Consider the following 16465-nt stretch of genomic DNA (forward strand, 5'->3'; position numbering starts at 1 on the left):
GCTCAAAGCGATATCTCAATATCTCGCGGACACGCCGCATCTCCACTCTCTCCGCAGGCATCCCGTTCCTTCCTCGTCAACGTCCAAGGAAGAAACTTCACACCGGCAGACCACCCTTGCCAGATGCCCGCCAAAGGGGGCGCAATCATCTCGGAATAAGGGGGCGACTATTTCTCGGAATTGGGGGGCGACATCATTTCGGAATCAGGGGGCGGATTGCCTCGGAATTTGCAGGTCGGCGCGACGGTTCGCCATGGTGTGCGCTTTCTCGTCAGCCAGTTAGACGGCGAGGAACGCTCCGCATGCGCACACGACGGTTTCCAACTGCTTGCAGATGGCAAGGAGGCATTGGTTTCCTTGCTGGAGAAACTAACTCGGGACAGCTCAGCACGAAAGACCGGTGATATCGGCGGTCGAGCGATCTTTGGGCGTCTTTACGAGATGTTAGCCCACGAGAACGATGACCCTGCGTACGATCCCATTCGCGAAATAATGCGAGAAGTCGGCCTGAGCAATTTAGCTTTAGGGCCGGGCGATTACCTTTTCGGACCTGTCGAAACGCGACGCATTCACTCGGTGCATTCTGCCGCCAAAGAATTCGACATTCACCCGATCAGGCTAAAGAAGATGATCGTAAAAGCAGGCTTTGTCGAAGCCGAAGTGGCCAACCTCCCCTCCGATCGAATTCTCGTTGATGCGGGAACCATGGCCGCCTTTGTAGAGAAATCGAAGACCCTGGTTTCGGCGAACGACACAAGAGAGCGACTGGGCGCATCTCGGACCGAACTTCGGGCGCTCGTGACAGCGGGATATTTGCAAAAAAACGGCGGCTATCGGGGTCGAAAGGGCGAACACCTGCCGGTGATGCCCAAATATGCAATCGAGGAAATTGATGACCTCCTAGTCCGGCTTTCGAAAGCAGTGGCCTCGACAGTCCCAAAGCCGGACTGGGTCGATTTGCCCACTTCAAGGAAACGCGCCGAATGTAGCCTTGAAGAAATCTTTGCGCTGATCTTCTCGGGTAACTTGGAAGGCGTCGCACAGGCCCCTGGTTTTATTGGCTTCAGCTCAGTTCGTCTGGATGCTGCCGAACTCAAAGAGAAGACCGCCTTGGCTGACCACGGGTGCCTGTCGATCCAGCAGGCGCGGTCTGCGCTTCCGGCCCGCGATGCCGTGGTCAAGGCACTCATCAAAAATGGGCACCTCCTCGCAACGCAACGACGAAACCCGATAAAGCGTCATCTCCAGACCGTGGTCGAGCCTTCCGAACTGGATAAATTCAAAGCAAAGTTCGCCTCGCTTTATGAGATCGCTCGTTCGCGTGGAACGAACCCAGCAAGGGCGTTGAAGCTCCTTGCGGGAATCCCGCCCGCATTCGATCCTGTAGAGATCGGCGGAGGCCACTATTATAAGCGGACGGACGTAGGCCTCTAACCCGATCCGAAATCGACGTAATCTTTGAGCCGGGATCGATCCCGGCTTTTCTCTTGTGTCTTCGATTTGCGCAGTTCTGAGGGGTACTGCGCAAAACCAACGGAGCATTGCGCAGTTCCGCAGTGCTTTCAAAGAAGATGGCTGTTGAAATTGTTGCGTTTTCCTATCGATTTGCGCAATACCTTGGTTTGATCGACAACATGTCTGATGGGTTGTTCTTTGCTTTACTAGGGCTGGGGGGCGCTATTGTTAGCGCTCTCCTTACTGCTTTTATTCAGCCAATATTGGCTCAAAAAATTGGTCCAAAATCAAAATTAGCTGTGACAGTTGAATTCTTTGAATTCAGACTGCCAGAATATATGAGAAAATCGATCGATAGTTACAACTCCCTTCGATGGGAAGCAAAATCAAATGTAAAACCAACAAAAGACACTTTCGAGAAACTTAATTTTATCCAATCATGCAAAGGATATATTAAGATAACAATTAGGAACAATAGCAACAAATCTATAAATCGAATTAGAATTAACCTAAATAACAACGGGGATATTATTGCAGACGCATACCATGACGGAACAAAAGTCCCTTCAAAATTTGGAAAATTCTATGAAATAGAATCAATATTGGCGCGATCCCAACATCAAGTTGAACTATGGACTTTCTCAAGCATAAACTCATCATACTTTACAAATATCTCGGAGGTTGTGTTCGTTAGCGCCGACGAAATAGACCACATTAGTATTATTACACCAACACCAAATTTCGTTCAAAGAAAATACTTACTTTTAAGTCGAAAACTGATTTGGAAAGCATACTGGGTCGCAGTTTTTTTTATTTTCGTTTTTAGCATTTATATTACAGCAATAAAAATCCCACCTAATTGAATATTGAATTTACAAAACATTCCAACATCAGCCTTCCACCATCATCTCCAGTTGAGCCTTCTGTGCCGTGCGCAAGCTGAAACCGGGCCAGTGCCATCTCGACCTCGGAAATCGTCGTTTTCAAGCGTAACCATGCGGAGCACGCCAAGGAACTGGCCGAAGAGATCGCAGAGGAATCGGGAACCGGAACCGCCGACACCGCCCTCTTCACCAACCAGGCGGCACATCACGCGGCGCGAATTTGCGACAGATAGGCGAGCCTCTCTCGCATGAAGGTACCCGAATTTGTTGGCTCAAGTGCTCCGCGCGGAAATGCCCGATTTCGGCCACGAAATGATCCCTTTTCATTGGAATTGTTGCCGCGGTGACATTCGGTCCGCCGTGCCCTCCAAGCCGTTCTGCATGGGTGCTCGGCCTTTCGACGCATTCTATCGCTAAGCCCTGCCGGCCAGCTGTCGGCGATGGCAATCCAGTCGCGCGAGGCACCGTCATGAAAATCGGCAACGATATCACGAGCATTCAATATCTGCGGGCCATCGCCGCGATTTCCGTTCTTTGCTTCCATGTCAGCGAGGCATACGGACTGGAATTCAAGGTCGGAGCAGCGGGTGTCGACATATTCTTCGTCATCAGCGGCTTTATCATGTGGATTACGACCGAGGGGAAACCGATCGGTCCGCAGGAATTCATGCTGCGTCGGCTCATCAGAATAGTGCCGCTTTACTGGATTGCGACTGCAGCAACATTCGCCGTCGCCGTGTCGAAGCCGCAATTCTTCTTCAATACGAATTCAAGCATCGGGAACCTGATCGGCTCGCTGTTTTTCTTGCCGGCCGTGAAGGATGAAGCACTGCATCCGGTTGTCGAGCAGGGCTGGACCCTGTCCTACGAGATGTTCTTCTATCTCATCTTTTCCATTTCATTGTTTTTGCCGGAGTTCAGGCGGTTATGGTTCCTGGTGGTGGCTCTGGTGGCTGCGGTCATCGCGCATTATCTGCTGCCCCTCGGCTATGTCAGTGTTTTCACGCAGCCGGTCATTCTGGAATTTGCGGCAGGAATCATCGTCGGGCGCCTGTGGAAACAGGGCTTCCGGCTGCCGTTTGGCGCCGCCATCGGCCTGATGATCGTCGGATTTATACTGCTGCTGGCGAGTGATCTGCTGGCGCATGTCGACCGAGCCCTTCGCTGGGGCGTGCCCGCAGTGCTGTTGTTGTCAGGCGCTGTTTTCGCAGAACGGGAGCGGGGCGCACCCAAGCTGGCGTTCCTGAATTTCCTCGGGGACGCGTCCTATTCCATCTACGTCTGGCATGTGCTGACCGGTATTTTAGTCACGGCGCTGCTGCTGCGCTTCGGCGTGCCGCATGCCGCGCAGCCCGTATTGATCGCATTGGGTTCTCTGGCCTTTGCGATCGTCTGCTACCTGTATATAGAGCGGCCGATACTCCGGAGAATGCGACCGACACGGCGGCAGCCTGCTTATCGCGGCTGACGTCAGTTTGCCATTGACCACATCTTCCGGCCAAAAAGCTGCGACAGAGCGCCTGAGCCGTGGCATAAGGGCGCCGAAAACTTATCCGGGCCTCGCGTAAACATGATTCGTATCGAAAATATCAGCAAGCAAAACAGCCACTGCATCCTCTTCATCGAGGCATCCGCTGCGCTCAACAGGGGCGAGAGCATCGGGCTCGTCGGCCCCAATGGCGCTGGCAAGACGACGCTTTTCCGCATGATCACCGGACGGGAGCAGCCCGACGAGGGCCAGGTTTCCGTCGATAAGGGCGTCACCATCGGTTACTTCAATCAGGACGTCGGCGAGATGTCCGGGCGTAGCGCCGTTGCGGAAGTGATGGAGGGTGCCGGCCCCGTGAGCGCCGTTGCTGCGGAACTGCGCGAGCTGGAAGCCGCGATGATCGATCCGGATCAGGCCGACAGAATGGATGAAATCATCGAGCGTTACGGCGAAGTGCAGGCGCGCTACGAAGAGCTGGACGGCTACGCGCTCGAGGGCCGCGCCCGTGAGGTTCTGGCGGGCTTGAGCTTCAGCCAAGAGATGATGGACGGTGATGTCGGCGCGCTCTCCGGCGGTTGGAAGATGCGCGTGGCGCTTGCCCGCATCCTGCTGATGCGCCCTGATGTCATGCTGCTTGACGAGCCGAGCAACCATCTCGATCTCGAAAGCCTGATCTGGCTGGAAGCCTTCCTCAAAGGCTATGAGGGCGCGCTTCTGATGACCTCGCACGACCGCGAGTTCATGAACCGCATCGTCACCAAGATCATCGAAATCGACGGCGGCAACCTGACCAGCTATTCGGGCGACTATGAGTTCTACGAGCAGCAGCGCGCCCAGAACGAAAAGCAGCAGCAGGCACAATTCGAGCGCCAGCAGGCCATGCTTGCCAAGGAAATCAAGTTCATCGAGCGCTTCAAGGCGCGCGCCTCGCATGCATCGCAGGTGCAGAGTCGCGTGAAGAAGCTGGAAAAGATCGATCGCGTCGAGCCGCCGAAGCGTCGCCAGACCGTTGCGTTCGAGTTCCAGCCGGCACCGCGCTCCGGCGAAGACGTGGCCGTGCTGAAGAACGTTTACAAGAAGTACGGCAGCCGCAGCATCTACGAAGGACTGGATTTCATGGTACGCCGCCGCGAGCGCTGGTGCATCATGGGCATCAACGGTGCCGGCAAATCCACCCTGCTCAAGCTGGTCGCTGGCTCGACGGAGCCGGATGAAGGCAGTGTCGCGCTCGGCGCCAGCGTGAAGTTGGGGTACTTCGCCCAGCACGCCATGGATCTGCTGGACGGAGAGCGCACCGTGTTTCAGCAGCTCGAACACGATTTTCCGCAGGCAGGCCAGGGTTCTCTCCGCGCACTCGCCGGCTGCTTCGGCTTTTCCGGCGACGATGTCGAAAAGAAATGCCGGGTGCTGTCGGGCGGCGAGAAGGCGCGGCTGGTCATGGCTATCATGCTCTTCGACCCGCCGAACCTGCTGGTGCTGGACGAGCCGACGAACCATCTCGATCTCGACACCAAGGAAATGCTCATTCAAGCGCTGTCGCAATACGAGGGCACCATGCTCTTCGTCTCGCACGACCGGCATTTCCTGGCGGCGCTCTCCAATCGCGTTCTGGAGCTGACGCCCGAGGGTATCCACCAGTATACCGGCGGCTATACGGAGTACGTCGAGCGGACAGGCTACGAGGCGCCCGGTCTCAGAAGCTGATAGCTTCGCCGAGCGGCGCTATTGCGTATTGGCAGACGGTGCAGCGGCGGCGTTGATGACGGCAACGGGCGTCGTCCTGCCGCGCACGCGGATTTCGATGCGGCGTCGTGACTCGACGGCACCGCGCTGGCCCGACGTGATGGTGTCGCCCGGCAGGATCAGCTGGGCGGCGGACATCGGCAGGATCGTGGCATCCTTCAGCTTGGGATTGGCCTTGAGCACATTGGCGACCGCGATCGCGCGGGCGAGCCCAAGCCCGGCATTGTCAGCCGGCAGCAATGCCGAGACCGGCAGCTTGCCGGCCATCGCGTTGATCAGCGTATCGTCGAGATTGGATTTCTCGCGCGACACCGGCTGCTCGTCCGTATGGCCGATCACTTCGACGATGTTGGCACCGTAGAGGCTGAGATTGCTGGCAATTTCGTCCGTAATGGTGCCGTCGAGCAGTTGCGCAAAGGTGCCGGTGAGCTCGGCGCTTCCGGATTGGAAATAATTCTTCTTGGCGTCGTCGAGATTGATGATGGGCGGCCAGTCATGCATGCCCTTCCCGTCCCCACTGCCGGCCAATAGCTTGTTGACCTGGTCGGACGCGGCGGCCATCGAGACCCCATGTTCTTTCAGAACAGCCGCAACCTTGGCAAGCGATTGCAAATCGCCCGGTGTCGCACCCTCGTCTGCCATGCTGTCGAGCGTCTCTTTCGCCAGCACCAGTTCCCGCCATTGCTTGTCCACCGCAGCTTTATCGGCAGCGGATAGATCGCCCGAGACGACCTTGGACTGCAGCAAGACGATCTCGGTCGCCTGCTCGGCCCGTTTCTTCTCAAGCACGGCGACCTGCTGTTCGGCTTTCTCGAGCTTGCGTTCGACTTCATAGCGCTTGTTTCTCTCCGCCGAAATCAAGGCGGCGGCTACCAGCAGCAGGCAGAAAACCAGAAGCAACATGGATTCGGCCATCGTCAGGCCGAGGATCAGGCCGCGATTGTAGCCCTTATGCTCCAGTTTCGGCTGAGCGTCCGAGCCTCCGGCTACCATAGATGCCACCAGCGTTTTCGCGGCACCGTTTCGCTTGCCGGCACGGCATGGCGATCAGCGGCCGATCCCGGCGGCGCGTGCCCCATCACTTCCGCCATGCGACCGAGCGCCGCTTCGATGTTGCGCAAGGGTTGCAGCTGTGCCTCCGACATCTCCTTGATCGCCGTAATTGCCGGCGCAAGCTCGGCGCGCACGACATCCTCCGGCGAACGGATCTCTTCCAGCTTCTTGCCGACATTCTCGACGGCAGCACCGAACGTGCCGATGATCTCCGAAAGCTGCGATGTCGTCGTCGTCAGCTGGGCGGCTGCTTCGTTGATCGGAGTTACCGCCTGCTTTGCCAGCATTTCCAGGATCTTGTTGATCTCCTGGCCGTTCCGCTCGGCCTGGCGCGCGATCTCCTCGAACCCTTCCGACAGCATCTGGTTGCTGACACGCCGGTAGTGCGAGAATTCGCGCGACGAGGAATCAAGTTCGGTACGGACGCGCCGCGTCATTTCCGCAAGCTCGTGGCGCACGCTGCGCTCGATGTCGATCGGGTCGCGCCGCATCTGGTTGAAGAGGATGCGCAGCGTCACACCGGCGATGGTCGAGGTGACGGCAATGCCGAAATTGCGAACGATGGTCTCGATCGATGTTTCGCCTGCAAAGAGATAGAGCGATACACCGAGGCTCGATAGGGTGAAGAGAAAACCCATGTAGTAAAGGTTGTCGCCTGCCTGCTCGTTGTGCAGCCGGAAACCGGCAAAGGCCAGCGATACGACGAAGTAGATCGCCATCAGCACCAGCGGTACGCCCGTCACGATCGGCAGCGACCATTCCATGAGCTTGGACGACCAGATGAAGATCATGCCGCCAATGGTGATGGAGGCGAAAAGCACCATCGGCCCGTAATCCCGGATGACATATCTCGCTTCGGTTCCGGCCATCAGCGTATCCCCTCCAACCGCACGAATCCGTCGAAATAACCGCTGTTGCTCTTGATCCACTGCGCCCAGAAATTCGCGAGATCCTCCATGCTGAACTTCATGTTCGGCCTTTGAAAGGCGAGAATCTTGACCGTGACACCATCCAGTGACGTCCGAAAACGATCGTTTGCCGGGCTATGCTGGTATTTTTGATAGGAGGCGCCGTCACGGTAATTCGAAAAGGCGGCGGTGTGTTCGATCATGTCGGAGGCGATGTAGAGGCGCTTCGGCAGGCCATGAGGAGCGCTGGCAAAGACTTCCAGATTGATCTTCTGGATGGCCGCCATGATCGGCGACAGCCTGCCGGACTCGCCCTCGGTCAGCTTACCCGCGATATCGGCGAGCGGCTTCTGGAACCCCTTCTCCCAGCGCGCCTGGGCCAGGCGCGGATTGCTGGTCCATTCGTCGACGCTCGCGCCGCTTCCGGGGTTGCAGCCGTGGAAGGTCTGGATCAGCTCGCCTTCCTTCTCGGTGAGCGCATAAATATCGATGGCGCCGCCTATCGGCACATCAGTCACGATTTTCTGGAATTGGTTGCGCAGATCGAGCGCCGTCGTATCCGAGATCGGATCGGTGACATCGAGCAGAATGGCCGTTTCCGCCTTCGGGCCATCCACCGGGCAGAGCGAGGCCTGATCGACGGCGACATTGCCGTTCGCCTTGTAGCGCAGCCAGCCATAAGCGCCGACGATCCCGAGAGACAGGACGGCGAGACAAACCGTTGCGATGATGAGGCCGGCGGATCCGCCGCGCCGGCTACGCCGCTTGCGTCGAGCCAAGGATGCTCTCCGGGAAAAGATTATCGAGCTGATGATATTTCTCGATGGCGCGCTCGAATTCGTCGCCGATCCGCTTGATCTGCTCAGATAACTCCGCCTGGGCACCCTGGATGCGCGAGCCCAACACCTTGTCGTCCCATTCCTCTTCTGTGCGGATTACTGGCGTCAGGCGCTCCATCTTGTAAGCCGAGTTGAAGTAGGACGGTTCTTGCTCGGTTCGGGCAGCCCGATCAGCATCGCGATAGGACGTGAGCAGCACATTGGCAGCGCGCTCGAGATGGTTCTGGTGTTCGGCAAAAAGGCCCGCAGTCCTTGCACGATGGGCGATGATGGCGGCCGTTTCCTGCCGGCGCAGCGAGAGGTCGCGGATGATCTCCTCGATCTTGCCATTGTGCTCGTCGCGGATCTCGCGAAGGTCTTCGATCAGGTCCAGCTTGCGGTCGATATAGTTGTCTCTCGCCGCATCGAGACGCTTTTGCACACCGGCAAAGCCCGGATAGGGATCGGTGAGATAGCAGCCGTCGATGAAGGCGACGAGCGAGAACATCAGTCCGATGGCGAAGAGCATCCAGGAGTTCAGCTCCTGCAGCCCAAGCGGTGCTGCCTTCAAGCGCTGGATCACTTCGGCACCGGCCCCGCTCAAAATCGTCGCCGAGACCTCGCGATAGTGTGCGAGCGCGATGTTGATGCCCAGGGCGACGGCGACATAGGCGACGAGCCCGAGGAGGCCGAGCAGTTTCAGCGCATAGGACCGATGCACCAGGAAGCGGACGCAGAAGAAGGAAAATATCAGCGCCGTGCCGATATTCAGAAAGGCGAAGGCAGCCGCCTCGGTCACGCCGCCGACAAGGCCCTGCTCGCTTCCCTTGGCGAGGAAACTGCCGTTCATCACCATTTCGATGAGCACGAGAAAGACGATGAGCGAGACCTTGAAGCCCCAGGCCGCCTTGCTGGAGACCTTGGCGGCGCGCTGCAGCTTGTGTGTGGCCTTGAAAGCCACCATCTCGTCCTCGGCGGTTTTCAGCTTGCGGCGCAGGCCATGAAGCTCATCGACGCCGCTTGCCACTTCCGCCTTGAAGTCCGAGACGCTGGAGGCATTCGCCTGGCGGATCAGTCCGAACTGGCCTTCGAAATCGAGGTTGCGCAAGCGGCTGTCGAAGGTCTGGAACTGGTCTTCGAGGATCTGGTAGGAACTCTTCTTCTCCGCCTCGACCCAGGCGATGATACGCTGTTCCGTTTCGTCGAAGGATTGCGCGTCCGGTGCCGGTCGGTTCTGCCGCCCTGCTGCGGCACCCTTCTCTTTCAGATCGAGGGTAGAGCCCAGCTTCTCGATATCGACGACAGGAAAGACGTCCGTCGAGGCGCGGAAATCATGGCTGGTCTCCCGAACGCTGTCCCAGAGACGGTTTAGGGCTTCGAAACGCAATGATCTTCCCCGGTGAATTCATCAACTTAGAAAGGATGAGCGACAAACCGATACCGTACCGGTTGTCCCCGGTCCAGAGCGATATCGTCCAGGTTAGGATGCGATTGTGGTAAAGAGTAGCCCGAGCACGCGGCGATTGGAAAACAGATGCTTGAATGAGAGAGGCGGCCATGACGAGCGTCGCTGCGAAACGCCTATTTAGTTTAGGCCATCCTTCCAGAAACCTGCCCGGCACAGCCGAAGCCAATTTTTTCCCGCCTGGTTGATTTCACCGCCACCCAGACGAGCATGGTGAAATTTCCATGTGGTTGTACTGTGCAGGAAGGTCCGGCGATTTTCAATTCCGATTGCGGCCGGTTCAAGAAACCACTCGCCAAATCACCGGCATGACATAGTTTGCAGCGCATGCGATCTGACTCGGAGCACCACGCCATGACGTCTTCCCCCTTCAAGAACATCTGCATCTACGGCGCCGGCGCGCTCGGCGGTGCGATTGCGGCAAAGCTGGCCTCCTCGAGCGGGCAAGCTCAGATCTCCGTCGTCGCACGAGGGGCGCATTTGGAGGCCATTCGCTCGGGCGGCATACGCCTTTGGGAGGCAGACGCAGACCAGCCCCTCGTGGCACAGATGACAGCAACGGACGATGCGGGCGAGCTGCCGCCGCAGGATCTCATCATCACAGGGCTTAAAGGTCATCAGCTGGCCGCAGCCGTGCCCGGCATCGCCAAGCTCCTGCATGCCGGCACTCGCGTCGTGATGATCCTCAACGGCGTGCCGTGGTGGTACTTTCATCGGGACCGGCAGAGCGGCCACGCGGAACACCAGATGGAAGAGCTTGACCCGAATGGCGATCTCTGGCGGCTGATCGGCCCCGAACGCGTTATCGGCTGCGTTGCCTATCAGGGGGCGGAAGTGGTCGGTCCAGGGGAGGTTCGGCTTGCCAACAACGGCCATTTCATTCTGGGCGAGCCGTCCGGCGAGACGACCGCGGACATAGAAGCCATTGCAGCGGTGCTGCAAAGGGCCGGCGTCAAGATCTCCATTTCCGAACGCATACGCGACGATATCTGGAGCAAGCTGATGGGCAATGCCGCCTTCAACCCGATCAGCGCGCTCACACGGGCACTGATGTCCGATATTATGAACGATCCCGCTCTTTCGGCGATGGTCGGTCAGGTCATGAGCGAGGTGAAAGCGGTTGCCGAGGCTTTGGGTTCGCATTTGGCCCTCTCCGTCGAGGAGCGTCTCGACCGGTCGCGTCAGATCGGGTCTGTGCGCACTTCGATGCTGCAGGATCTGCTTGCCGGCAAGGCGCTGGAAATCACGCCTCTCGTCGGCGTCGTCGTTTCGCTTGGCAAGCTGACGGGTGTCGCGACGCCGGTCTCCGCGACGATCCTCGCGCTGGTCACACAGCTTGACCGGAACAACCTGTTGGCGGCCGGATAGCGGCTTGCCGCCGGGGCCGCACCTACCCGTTTTCGTCATCCACGACAGCGCTCTGCGCGGCCCATTTTGGCCTTAAGCGGCTCTTTATATCGCACTTACTTCTTCGCCTTCCGCCGCGAATGGATTTCCTATGCGACCAGGGATTACGCTTCTGTCGAAATATGGAGGTAGATGCCATGCTCGACACGCACGCACCCAATCTGACGGAATCCATCAGGGTCCTCGTTCACAACAGCGACGAGCGGCACCACCGCGCATCGGCTCCGGCGACAAAGACTCAGCCAAAGCGCCAATCTCATGAACGCCAGATTCGCGAGAAACGCACATTCTGGTCGATGCTCGCCTTCGGGCTGCTACTCGGCGGTCTGGAGCTGTTCATCGTGCTGCATTATCTTTGAGCCGCCGCCAACATGGGCAAACCAGGCTTGAAGAGGCGCATCGGCGGTGCAATTACCGCTCTTGTCACGCCATTTCGTGACGGCGCACTCGACGCCGTCGATCTGATGGTACATGCGGAACGGCAGTTGCTTTATGGCGTCGATGGGCTGCTGGCCTGTTCGCTGACCGGCGAAGGGCCGACGCTGACCGAGGCCGAACGAACGCGCATCATCGAAATCTGTGTCGAGCTTTCCGAAGGCAGGACGCCCGTCATCGTTGCGACAGGCACGAACGACACGGCGACAACAATCGAAGAAACGCTGCAAGCGCAGCGGCTCGGCGCGGATGCAGCGCTTGTGACGGTTCCCTATTATTCGAAGCCGACACAGAAGGGCGTTGTTCATCACTTCGAGCAGATGGCGGCGCGGACCGGCACGCCGCTCATCATCCATAACCAGCCATCGCATACCGCCATCGATCTCGCCCCGGCAACGATCGCGCGGCTGGCCGAAATTCCCGGCATTGTCGGGATCGTGGACGGCAGTGGCGACCTCCAGCGCATCGATCTTTGGCGCACCTTGCTGCCGGAATGGTTCGGTCTCTATACCTCGAGCGATACCGGCGCGCTCGCTTTCACGGCTGCCGGCGGCCATGGCTGCTTTTCCAATGCGGCCAATATCGTTCCCAGGCTTTTCCATTCGATGCACCACTCGGCCGCCTGTGGTCACCTGGGCGCCGCCCTTTCGATTGACGAGCGGTTGCTACCTCTATTCAAAGCGCTCGCTCGTGAAAGCGAGCCTGCTACAGTCAAGCACGCCCTGGCACTGATGAAGCATATGGAACCAGAAGTGCGTCTGCCGCTTTTCGGCGTCACGGCCGAAACCGCAGCGGAGATCGAGACTGCCATCGCGCCGTTCCAGTTCGACGGCAGCGGCCGCCCGAACTCACACCAATCCTTCCGGTTTGGTTTATAAATCCGATATATCCATATGATATTTTTATATTTTCTCCAGTTCAGACAAATGGAAATCCTAGCAACTCACCCATAGATTCAACAGTGTAGCACCGGAATGGGTCCTTTGGACTTGCGGTGCGGGTGACACTGGAAAGGAACTATGATGTCACGCTATACGCATGCCGGCTCATCCGCCGATCCCCTTCAACGTCCTCGTGCCGCGGCTCTTGCCAAGGGCGAGCGGCCTATCTCCTCAGATGTTGTGTTGCATGGCATCCGTTCCATCGCTCCTCGTCTCGGACTTGTCTTCCTCATTGCCGGCGCGTTGCAGCTGGCAATGCGTCTGGCCGGACATTGAGCGCAGCTGAAGAGATCCAAGAGGAAAAAAGATGGCAAATGCACTGCATATTCAACGCCGCTCGGCCCGCAATCACCTGTCAGCCGCCCCGGCCCGTTTCATTGTTGGCCGTGACCGTCGCGGCAGCTGGATCGTCCAGGACCGCGAGGGACTAGTGGGTGGCCTCTTCCGCAGCGAAGCCGCCGCCCTGCACTTTGCGGCTGAGGAATGCAACCATAMCCCCGCCGATATCTGCCATGCGCCCGAGGGCACCGTCCTCGATCTGGACGGCTTCGCATCCTCCTCATCCAATCTGCACTAGACCCCGCCCCACGCAGGCTTCGACAGCCGCCACCCGACCGAACGCTTCTTTAACCCGGATTCGGGTAGGTTTTCGCACCGGGTGTCCCAGAAAACAAAACCACGATGTCGAAGCCTGCCTTCCGCTACAGCCATTACGATCTCAAGGAGCAACGCGCCGGCACGGTGATCGAAATCACCCTCTCGGCCATCGCCAATGTCAGGCTGATGAACGGCTCGAATTTCGAACGTTTCACGGAAACCCTCAAGCATCAGTTCTTAGGCGGCGTCGCCAAGAAATCGCCGATCCGGCTCGCGATCCCGGAATTCGGTCACTGGCATGTCGTTGTCGACATGGAGGGCCATAACGGCCTGGCGGAATCGAGCGTGAAGATCGTCGACAAGACACCTGCGCCGCGCATGCAGAAAGCGCCGCAAGACGTCACCGGCAAGTGAATAAGGACTAGTGCTCGCCGCGCTCCTTGCGCAGCTTAGCCCACCAGTCCAGCCGCTTGCGGATATCGCGCTCGAAGCCGCGTTCCGGCGGATCGTAAAAAATCTGACGGCCCATCTTTTCCGGAAAATAGTTCTGGCCTGAAAAGGCGTCAGGCTCGTCGTGGTCGTAACGATAGCCGTCGCCATATCCCTCGGTGCGCATCAGCTTCGTCGGCGCATTGAGGATGTGTTTGGGCGGCAGCAAAGAGCCGTTCTGCTTGGCCGCCTGCGTCGCCGCCTTGAAAGCCGTATAAACCGCGTTCGATTTGGGCGCGGTTGCGAGATAGACGCAGGCCTGCGCCAGCGCCAGCTCGCCTTCCGGCGACCCCAGATAGTCATAGGCATCTTTGGCGGCGTTGCAGATCACCAGGGCTTGCGGATCGGCAAGGCCAATATCCTCGACCGCCATGCGCACCAGCCGGCGGCCGAGATAAAGCGGATCCTCGCCGGCGTCGAACATGCGGGCAAGATAATAGAGGGCGGCGTCCGGGTCGGAACCGCGAACGGACTTGTGCAGCGCCGATATCAGATTGTAGTGCCCATCCTGCGCCTTGTCGTAGACCGGTGCGCGGCGCTGAACGATCTTGACCAGCATATCGGGATCGAAGAGCTCGTCCTTGCGCGCAGCGCGCCAGACCTCTTCCGCCAGCGTCAGCACCGAGCGCCCGTCACCATCGGCCATGCGGATCAGGCTGGCACGGGCATCCTCCGTCAACGGCAGCGGCTTGCCTTCCACGGCTTCAGCCCGGCGCAGCAACTCCTCCAGGCTCTCCTCATCATGCGAGCGGAACGTCAGGACACGGGCACGGGAGAGAAGAGCGGCGTTGAGTTCGAAGGACGGGTTCTCCGTCGTCGCTCCCACAAGAATGACGGTGCCGTCTTCCATCACCGGCAGGAAGCTATCCTGCTGAGCGCGATTGAAGCGATGGATCTCGTCGACGAAGAGCAGGGTCTGGCGTCCGTCCATGCGGCGCAGCCTTGCCGCCTCGAATACTTTCTTCAAGTCGGCGACGCCGGAGAAGATCGCGGAGATCTGTTCGAAGGCGAGACCCGCCTCGCCCGAAAGCAACCGGGCAACGGTCGTCTTGCCGGTGCCCGGAGGGCCCCAGAAGATCATCGATCCGAGCGAACCCGACTCGATCATCCGGCGCAGAACGCCGTCCTCGCCGGTCAGATGCGACTGACCGGTGACATCAGCCAGCGTTTGCGGCCGCAGCCTATCGGCCAGAGGCCGCTTGTTGGCGACCTCCTCCGGTATCCGCGGTGCAAACAGATCATCGCTCATCGGAAGAACTGCCGGATACGCTGCCCGTCGCGTTCGATTTCCACGCGCCAGAAGCTCGGGTTGGAGGTGACGGTGTTCTGAAGAATCTCCGTGGTGTTGATCGCAACTCCATTGATCGAAATGACGATATCCCGCGCCGCAAATCCCAGACGGTCGGCTGGCGAGTTGGACTTCAGTCGTTCAATGACGACACCGGTCGAATCGGGTGGCAGGTGCAAATCATCGGCAACGCGCGGCGAGAGATTGGCGACGGTCGCACCGGAGAAGGGATTGTTGCCCTCGATCACCCGTTCGTCGCGCGGCGTGGATTCAGGCGCTCCGGCAAGCGTCATCGTGGTCTGATGTTCCTTGCCGCTGTCCAGTACCGTCAAAGATACAGTCGCGCCGAGGCCAGCCGTGGTCAGGCGATAGCCGAGCGCATCGGGATGCTCGACCGGAATATTGTTCAGCGCTGTGATCACTTCGCCCGGCTTGAGGCCGGCCTTTGCCGCCGGCCCGCCATCGACGACCTTGGTCACCAGCGCGCCGCGCACCTTGTCCAGGCCAAGCGCTTCGGCGACATCCGAGGTCACCGGCTCGAAAGAGGCGCCGATATAGGGACGCTCGAAAGACTTGTCGCCACGATCGGCAGCCGCAAGGAAGACCTTGACGAGATTTGCGGGAATGGCAAAGCCGATGCCGTTGGAGCCGCCGCCCTGCGAGAAGATGGCCGTGTTGAGCGCAATCAGCTCGCCATTCATATTCACCAGCGCGCCGCCGGAATTGCCGGGATTGATCGACGCATCGGTCTGGATGAAGAAGCCGACTTCGTTCTTCACCTGGTTGCGGGCAAGCGCCGAGACGATGCCGCTCGTGACAGTCTGTCCGACGCCGAACGGATTACCGATCGCCAGCACGAGATCACCGACCTCGACGGCATCGGAATTTGCGATCGGCAGGATCGGGAAGCTCTCGTTCTTCGACTGGATCTTCAGGACGGCGAGATCGACGCGATCGTCCTTCAGCACCACCTTGCAGGGAAATTCACGGCCGTCCGAAAGCGCGATCTTGATGTCGTCAGCGCCGTCGATGACGTGGTTGTTGGTAATAACGGTTCCATTCGCCTCTACGATGACGCCGGAGCCCAAAGACGATTGCTTCTCGGTGCGATTCGGCATGCGCTGGCCGAAGAACTTCTCGAAGAAGGGATCGCCGGCAAAGGGAGACTGACGCTGCACCATACGCTCGGCATAGACGTTCACCACCGCACCGGCGGTCTGCTTGACCAGCGGCGCAAAGGAAAGCTGCATCTGCACCTGGCTCTGCGGCACCGACTTCGCCGTCTGCGCCTCGGCGGAAAGCGGCATCGCCGTGATGAGGGCAATCATCGAAACGGCGGTGCCCCTCAGGAGGACTTGCATGGAAACTTCCTTCTTTAATGCTCTTGAAACAACGTTGTAGCGCCCGACGCTAGAAAGAAAAGAGGGCGGAAGCATGAAGCATAAATGGACGTTGGCGGCGATAAAAAACAGGCTCGATGAACAAAAACATGT

Annotated in this window: 16 protein-coding genes and 1 pseudogene; 11 read left to right on the forward strand and 6 right to left on the reverse strand. The window is 58.7% G+C overall.

From position 1 onward, the window contains the following. Positions 1-216: 216 nt before the first annotated feature. From QD409_RS29265 to QD409_RS29285, 5 genes and pseudogenes are all read left to right on the forward strand, one after another. On the forward strand, positions 217-1434 hold the full coding sequence (locus QD409_RS29265) for a hypothetical protein (protein WP_430764381.1): 1218 nt from the start codon (positions 217-219) through the stop codon (positions 1432-1434). A gap of 122 nt (positions 1435-1556) precedes the next feature. Continuing rightward, complete coding sequence (locus QD409_RS29270) at positions 1557-2318, forward strand: hypothetical protein (protein WP_430764382.1); 762 nt, start codon at positions 1557-1559, stop codon at positions 2316-2318. Positions 2319-2373: 55 nt separating this feature from the next. Then, positions 2374-2554: pseudogene (locus QD409_RS29275) on the forward strand (hypothetical protein); the annotation flags it as partial. 254 nt (positions 2555-2808) lie between these two features. Then, positions 2809-3807 carry an acyltransferase family protein gene (locus QD409_RS29280; RefSeq protein WP_430764383.1) on the forward strand — a complete coding sequence of 333 codons (999 nt, stop codon included), beginning with the start codon at positions 2809-2811 and terminating at the stop codon, positions 3805-3807. A 102-nt stretch (positions 3808-3909) separates the two neighbouring features. Continuing rightward, positions 3910-5532, forward strand: coding sequence for an ABC-F family ATP-binding cassette domain-containing protein (locus QD409_RS29285; protein WP_430764384.1), 1623 nt, complete (start codon positions 3910-3912; stop codon positions 5530-5532). An 18-nt stretch (positions 5533-5550) separates the two neighbouring features. Here the strand turns inward: QD409_RS29285 and QD409_RS29290 are convergent, their stop codons facing one another. From QD409_RS29290 to QD409_RS29305, 4 genes are read right to left on the reverse strand one after another with little or no spacing between them, the layout of a single operon-like run. Beyond that, the gene (locus QD409_RS29290; protein WP_430764402.1) at positions 5551-6564 is read right to left on the reverse strand and encodes a hypothetical protein; all 1014 of its coding nucleotides are present in this window, start codon (positions 6562-6564) and stop codon (positions 5551-5553) included. After that, a complete protein-coding gene (locus tag QD409_RS29295) occupies positions 6558-7493 on the reverse strand; it encodes a hypothetical protein (protein WP_430764385.1) in 936 nt (311 codons plus the stop codon). The genes QD409_RS29290 and QD409_RS29295 overlap by 7 nt, the downstream gene beginning before the upstream one ends. Continuing rightward, positions 7493-8311, reverse strand: a complete 819-nt coding sequence (locus QD409_RS29300; RefSeq protein WP_092844977.1) for a hypothetical protein — start codon at positions 8309-8311, stop codon at positions 7493-7495. Before QD409_RS29300 ends, QD409_RS29295 begins: the two co-directional genes overlap by 1 nt. Further along, on the reverse strand, positions 8289-9737 hold the full coding sequence (locus QD409_RS29305) for a hypothetical protein (protein ID WP_430764386.1): 1449 nt from the start codon (positions 9735-9737) through the stop codon (positions 8289-8291). Before QD409_RS29305 ends, QD409_RS29300 begins: the two co-directional genes overlap by 23 nt. A 432-nt stretch (positions 9738-10169) precedes the next feature. On the opposite strand from QD409_RS29305, the gene QD409_RS29310 reads away from it, so the two are divergent. From QD409_RS29310 to QD409_RS29335, 6 genes are all read left to right on the forward strand, one after another. Next, a complete protein-coding gene (locus QD409_RS29310; protein WP_430764387.1) occupies positions 10170-11183 on the forward strand; it encodes a ketopantoate reductase family protein in 1014 nt (337 codons plus the stop codon). A 176-nt stretch (positions 11184-11359) separates the two neighbouring features. Next, positions 11360-11581, forward strand: coding sequence for a hypothetical protein (locus tag QD409_RS29315; RefSeq protein WP_430764388.1), 222 nt, complete (start codon positions 11360-11362; stop codon positions 11579-11581). Between the two features lie 12 nt (positions 11582-11593). Continuing rightward, positions 11594-12535 carry a 4-hydroxy-tetrahydrodipicolinate synthase gene (dapA, locus tag QD409_RS29320; protein WP_430764389.1) on the forward strand — a complete coding sequence of 314 codons (942 nt, stop codon included), beginning with the start codon at positions 11594-11596 and terminating at the stop codon, positions 12533-12535. 141 nt (positions 12536-12676) lie between these two features. Further along, on the forward strand, positions 12677-12874 hold the full coding sequence (locus QD409_RS29325) for a hypothetical protein (protein ID WP_430764390.1): 198 nt from the start codon (positions 12677-12679) through the stop codon (positions 12872-12874). Between the two features lie 31 nt (positions 12875-12905). Further along, entirely contained in the window at positions 12906-13175 is a 270-nt protein-coding gene (locus QD409_RS29330) for a hypothetical protein (protein WP_430764391.1), read from the forward strand. 104 nt (positions 13176-13279) lie between these two features. Continuing rightward, entirely contained in the window at positions 13280-13609 is a 330-nt protein-coding gene (locus tag QD409_RS29335) for a DUF1883 domain-containing protein (protein WP_092844963.1), read from the forward strand. Between the two features lie 7 nt (positions 13610-13616). Here the strand turns inward: QD409_RS29335 and QD409_RS29340 are convergent, their stop codons facing one another. Together QD409_RS29340 and QD409_RS29345 are read right to left on the reverse strand one after the other, a co-directional pair. Continuing rightward, the gene (locus QD409_RS29340; protein ID WP_430764392.1) at positions 13617-14933 is read right to left on the reverse strand and encodes a replication-associated recombination protein A; all 1317 of its coding nucleotides are present in this window, start codon (positions 14931-14933) and stop codon (positions 13617-13619) included. Further along, on the reverse strand, positions 14930-16333 hold the full coding sequence (locus QD409_RS29345; protein ID WP_430764393.1) for a DegQ family serine endoprotease: 1404 nt from the start codon (positions 16331-16333) through the stop codon (positions 14930-14932). The genes QD409_RS29340 and QD409_RS29345 overlap by 4 nt, the downstream gene beginning before the upstream one ends. Positions 16334-16465 lie beyond the last annotated feature (132 nt).

This window comes from Rhizobium sp. BR 315, assembly GCF_050577975.1.
Classification (GTDB): Bacteria; Pseudomonadota; Alphaproteobacteria; order Rhizobiales; family Rhizobiaceae; genus Rhizobium; species Rhizobium miluonense.

What these genes read in the sequence shown, in the direction of transcription:
- QD409_RS29285 (WP_430764384.1), top strand. Translation starts at nt 3,910, where the DNA reads ATGATTCGTATCGAAAATATCAGCAAGCAAAACAGCCACTGCATCCTC.
- QD409_RS29295 (WP_430764385.1), bottom strand. Translation starts at nt 7,493, where the DNA reads ATGGCCGGAACCGAAGCGAGATATGTCATCCGGGATTACGGGCCGATG.
- QD409_RS29325 (WP_430764390.1), top strand. Translation starts at nt 12,677, where the DNA reads ATGATGTCACGCTATACGCATGCCGGCTCATCCGCCGATCCCCTTCAA.
- QD409_RS29340 (WP_430764392.1), bottom strand. Translation starts at nt 14,933, where the DNA reads ATGAGCGATGATCTGTTTGCACCGCGGATACCGGAGGAGGTCGCCAAC.
- QD409_RS29290 (WP_430764402.1), bottom strand. Translation starts at nt 6,564, where the DNA reads ATGGTAGCCGGAGGCTCGGACGCTCAGCCGAAACTGGAGCATAAGGGC.
- QD409_RS29335 (WP_092844963.1), top strand. Translation starts at nt 13,280, where the DNA reads ATGTCGAAGCCTGCCTTCCGCTACAGCCATTACGATCTCAAGGAGCAA.
- QD409_RS29315 (WP_430764388.1), top strand. Translation starts at nt 11,360, where the DNA reads ATGCTCGACACGCACGCACCCAATCTGACGGAATCCATCAGGGTCCTC.
- QD409_RS29310 (WP_430764387.1), top strand. Translation starts at nt 10,170, where the DNA reads ATGACGTCTTCCCCCTTCAAGAACATCTGCATCTACGGCGCCGGCGCG.
- QD409_RS29345 (WP_430764393.1), bottom strand. Translation starts at nt 16,333, where the DNA reads ATGCAAGTCCTCCTGAGGGGCACCGCCGTTTCGATGATTGCCCTCATC.
- dapA (WP_430764389.1), top strand. Translation starts at nt 11,594, where the DNA reads ATGGGCAAACCAGGCTTGAAGAGGCGCATCGGCGGTGCAATTACCGCT.
- QD409_RS29280 (WP_430764383.1), top strand. Translation starts at nt 2,809, where the DNA reads ATGAAAATCGGCAACGATATCACGAGCATTCAATATCTGCGGGCCATC.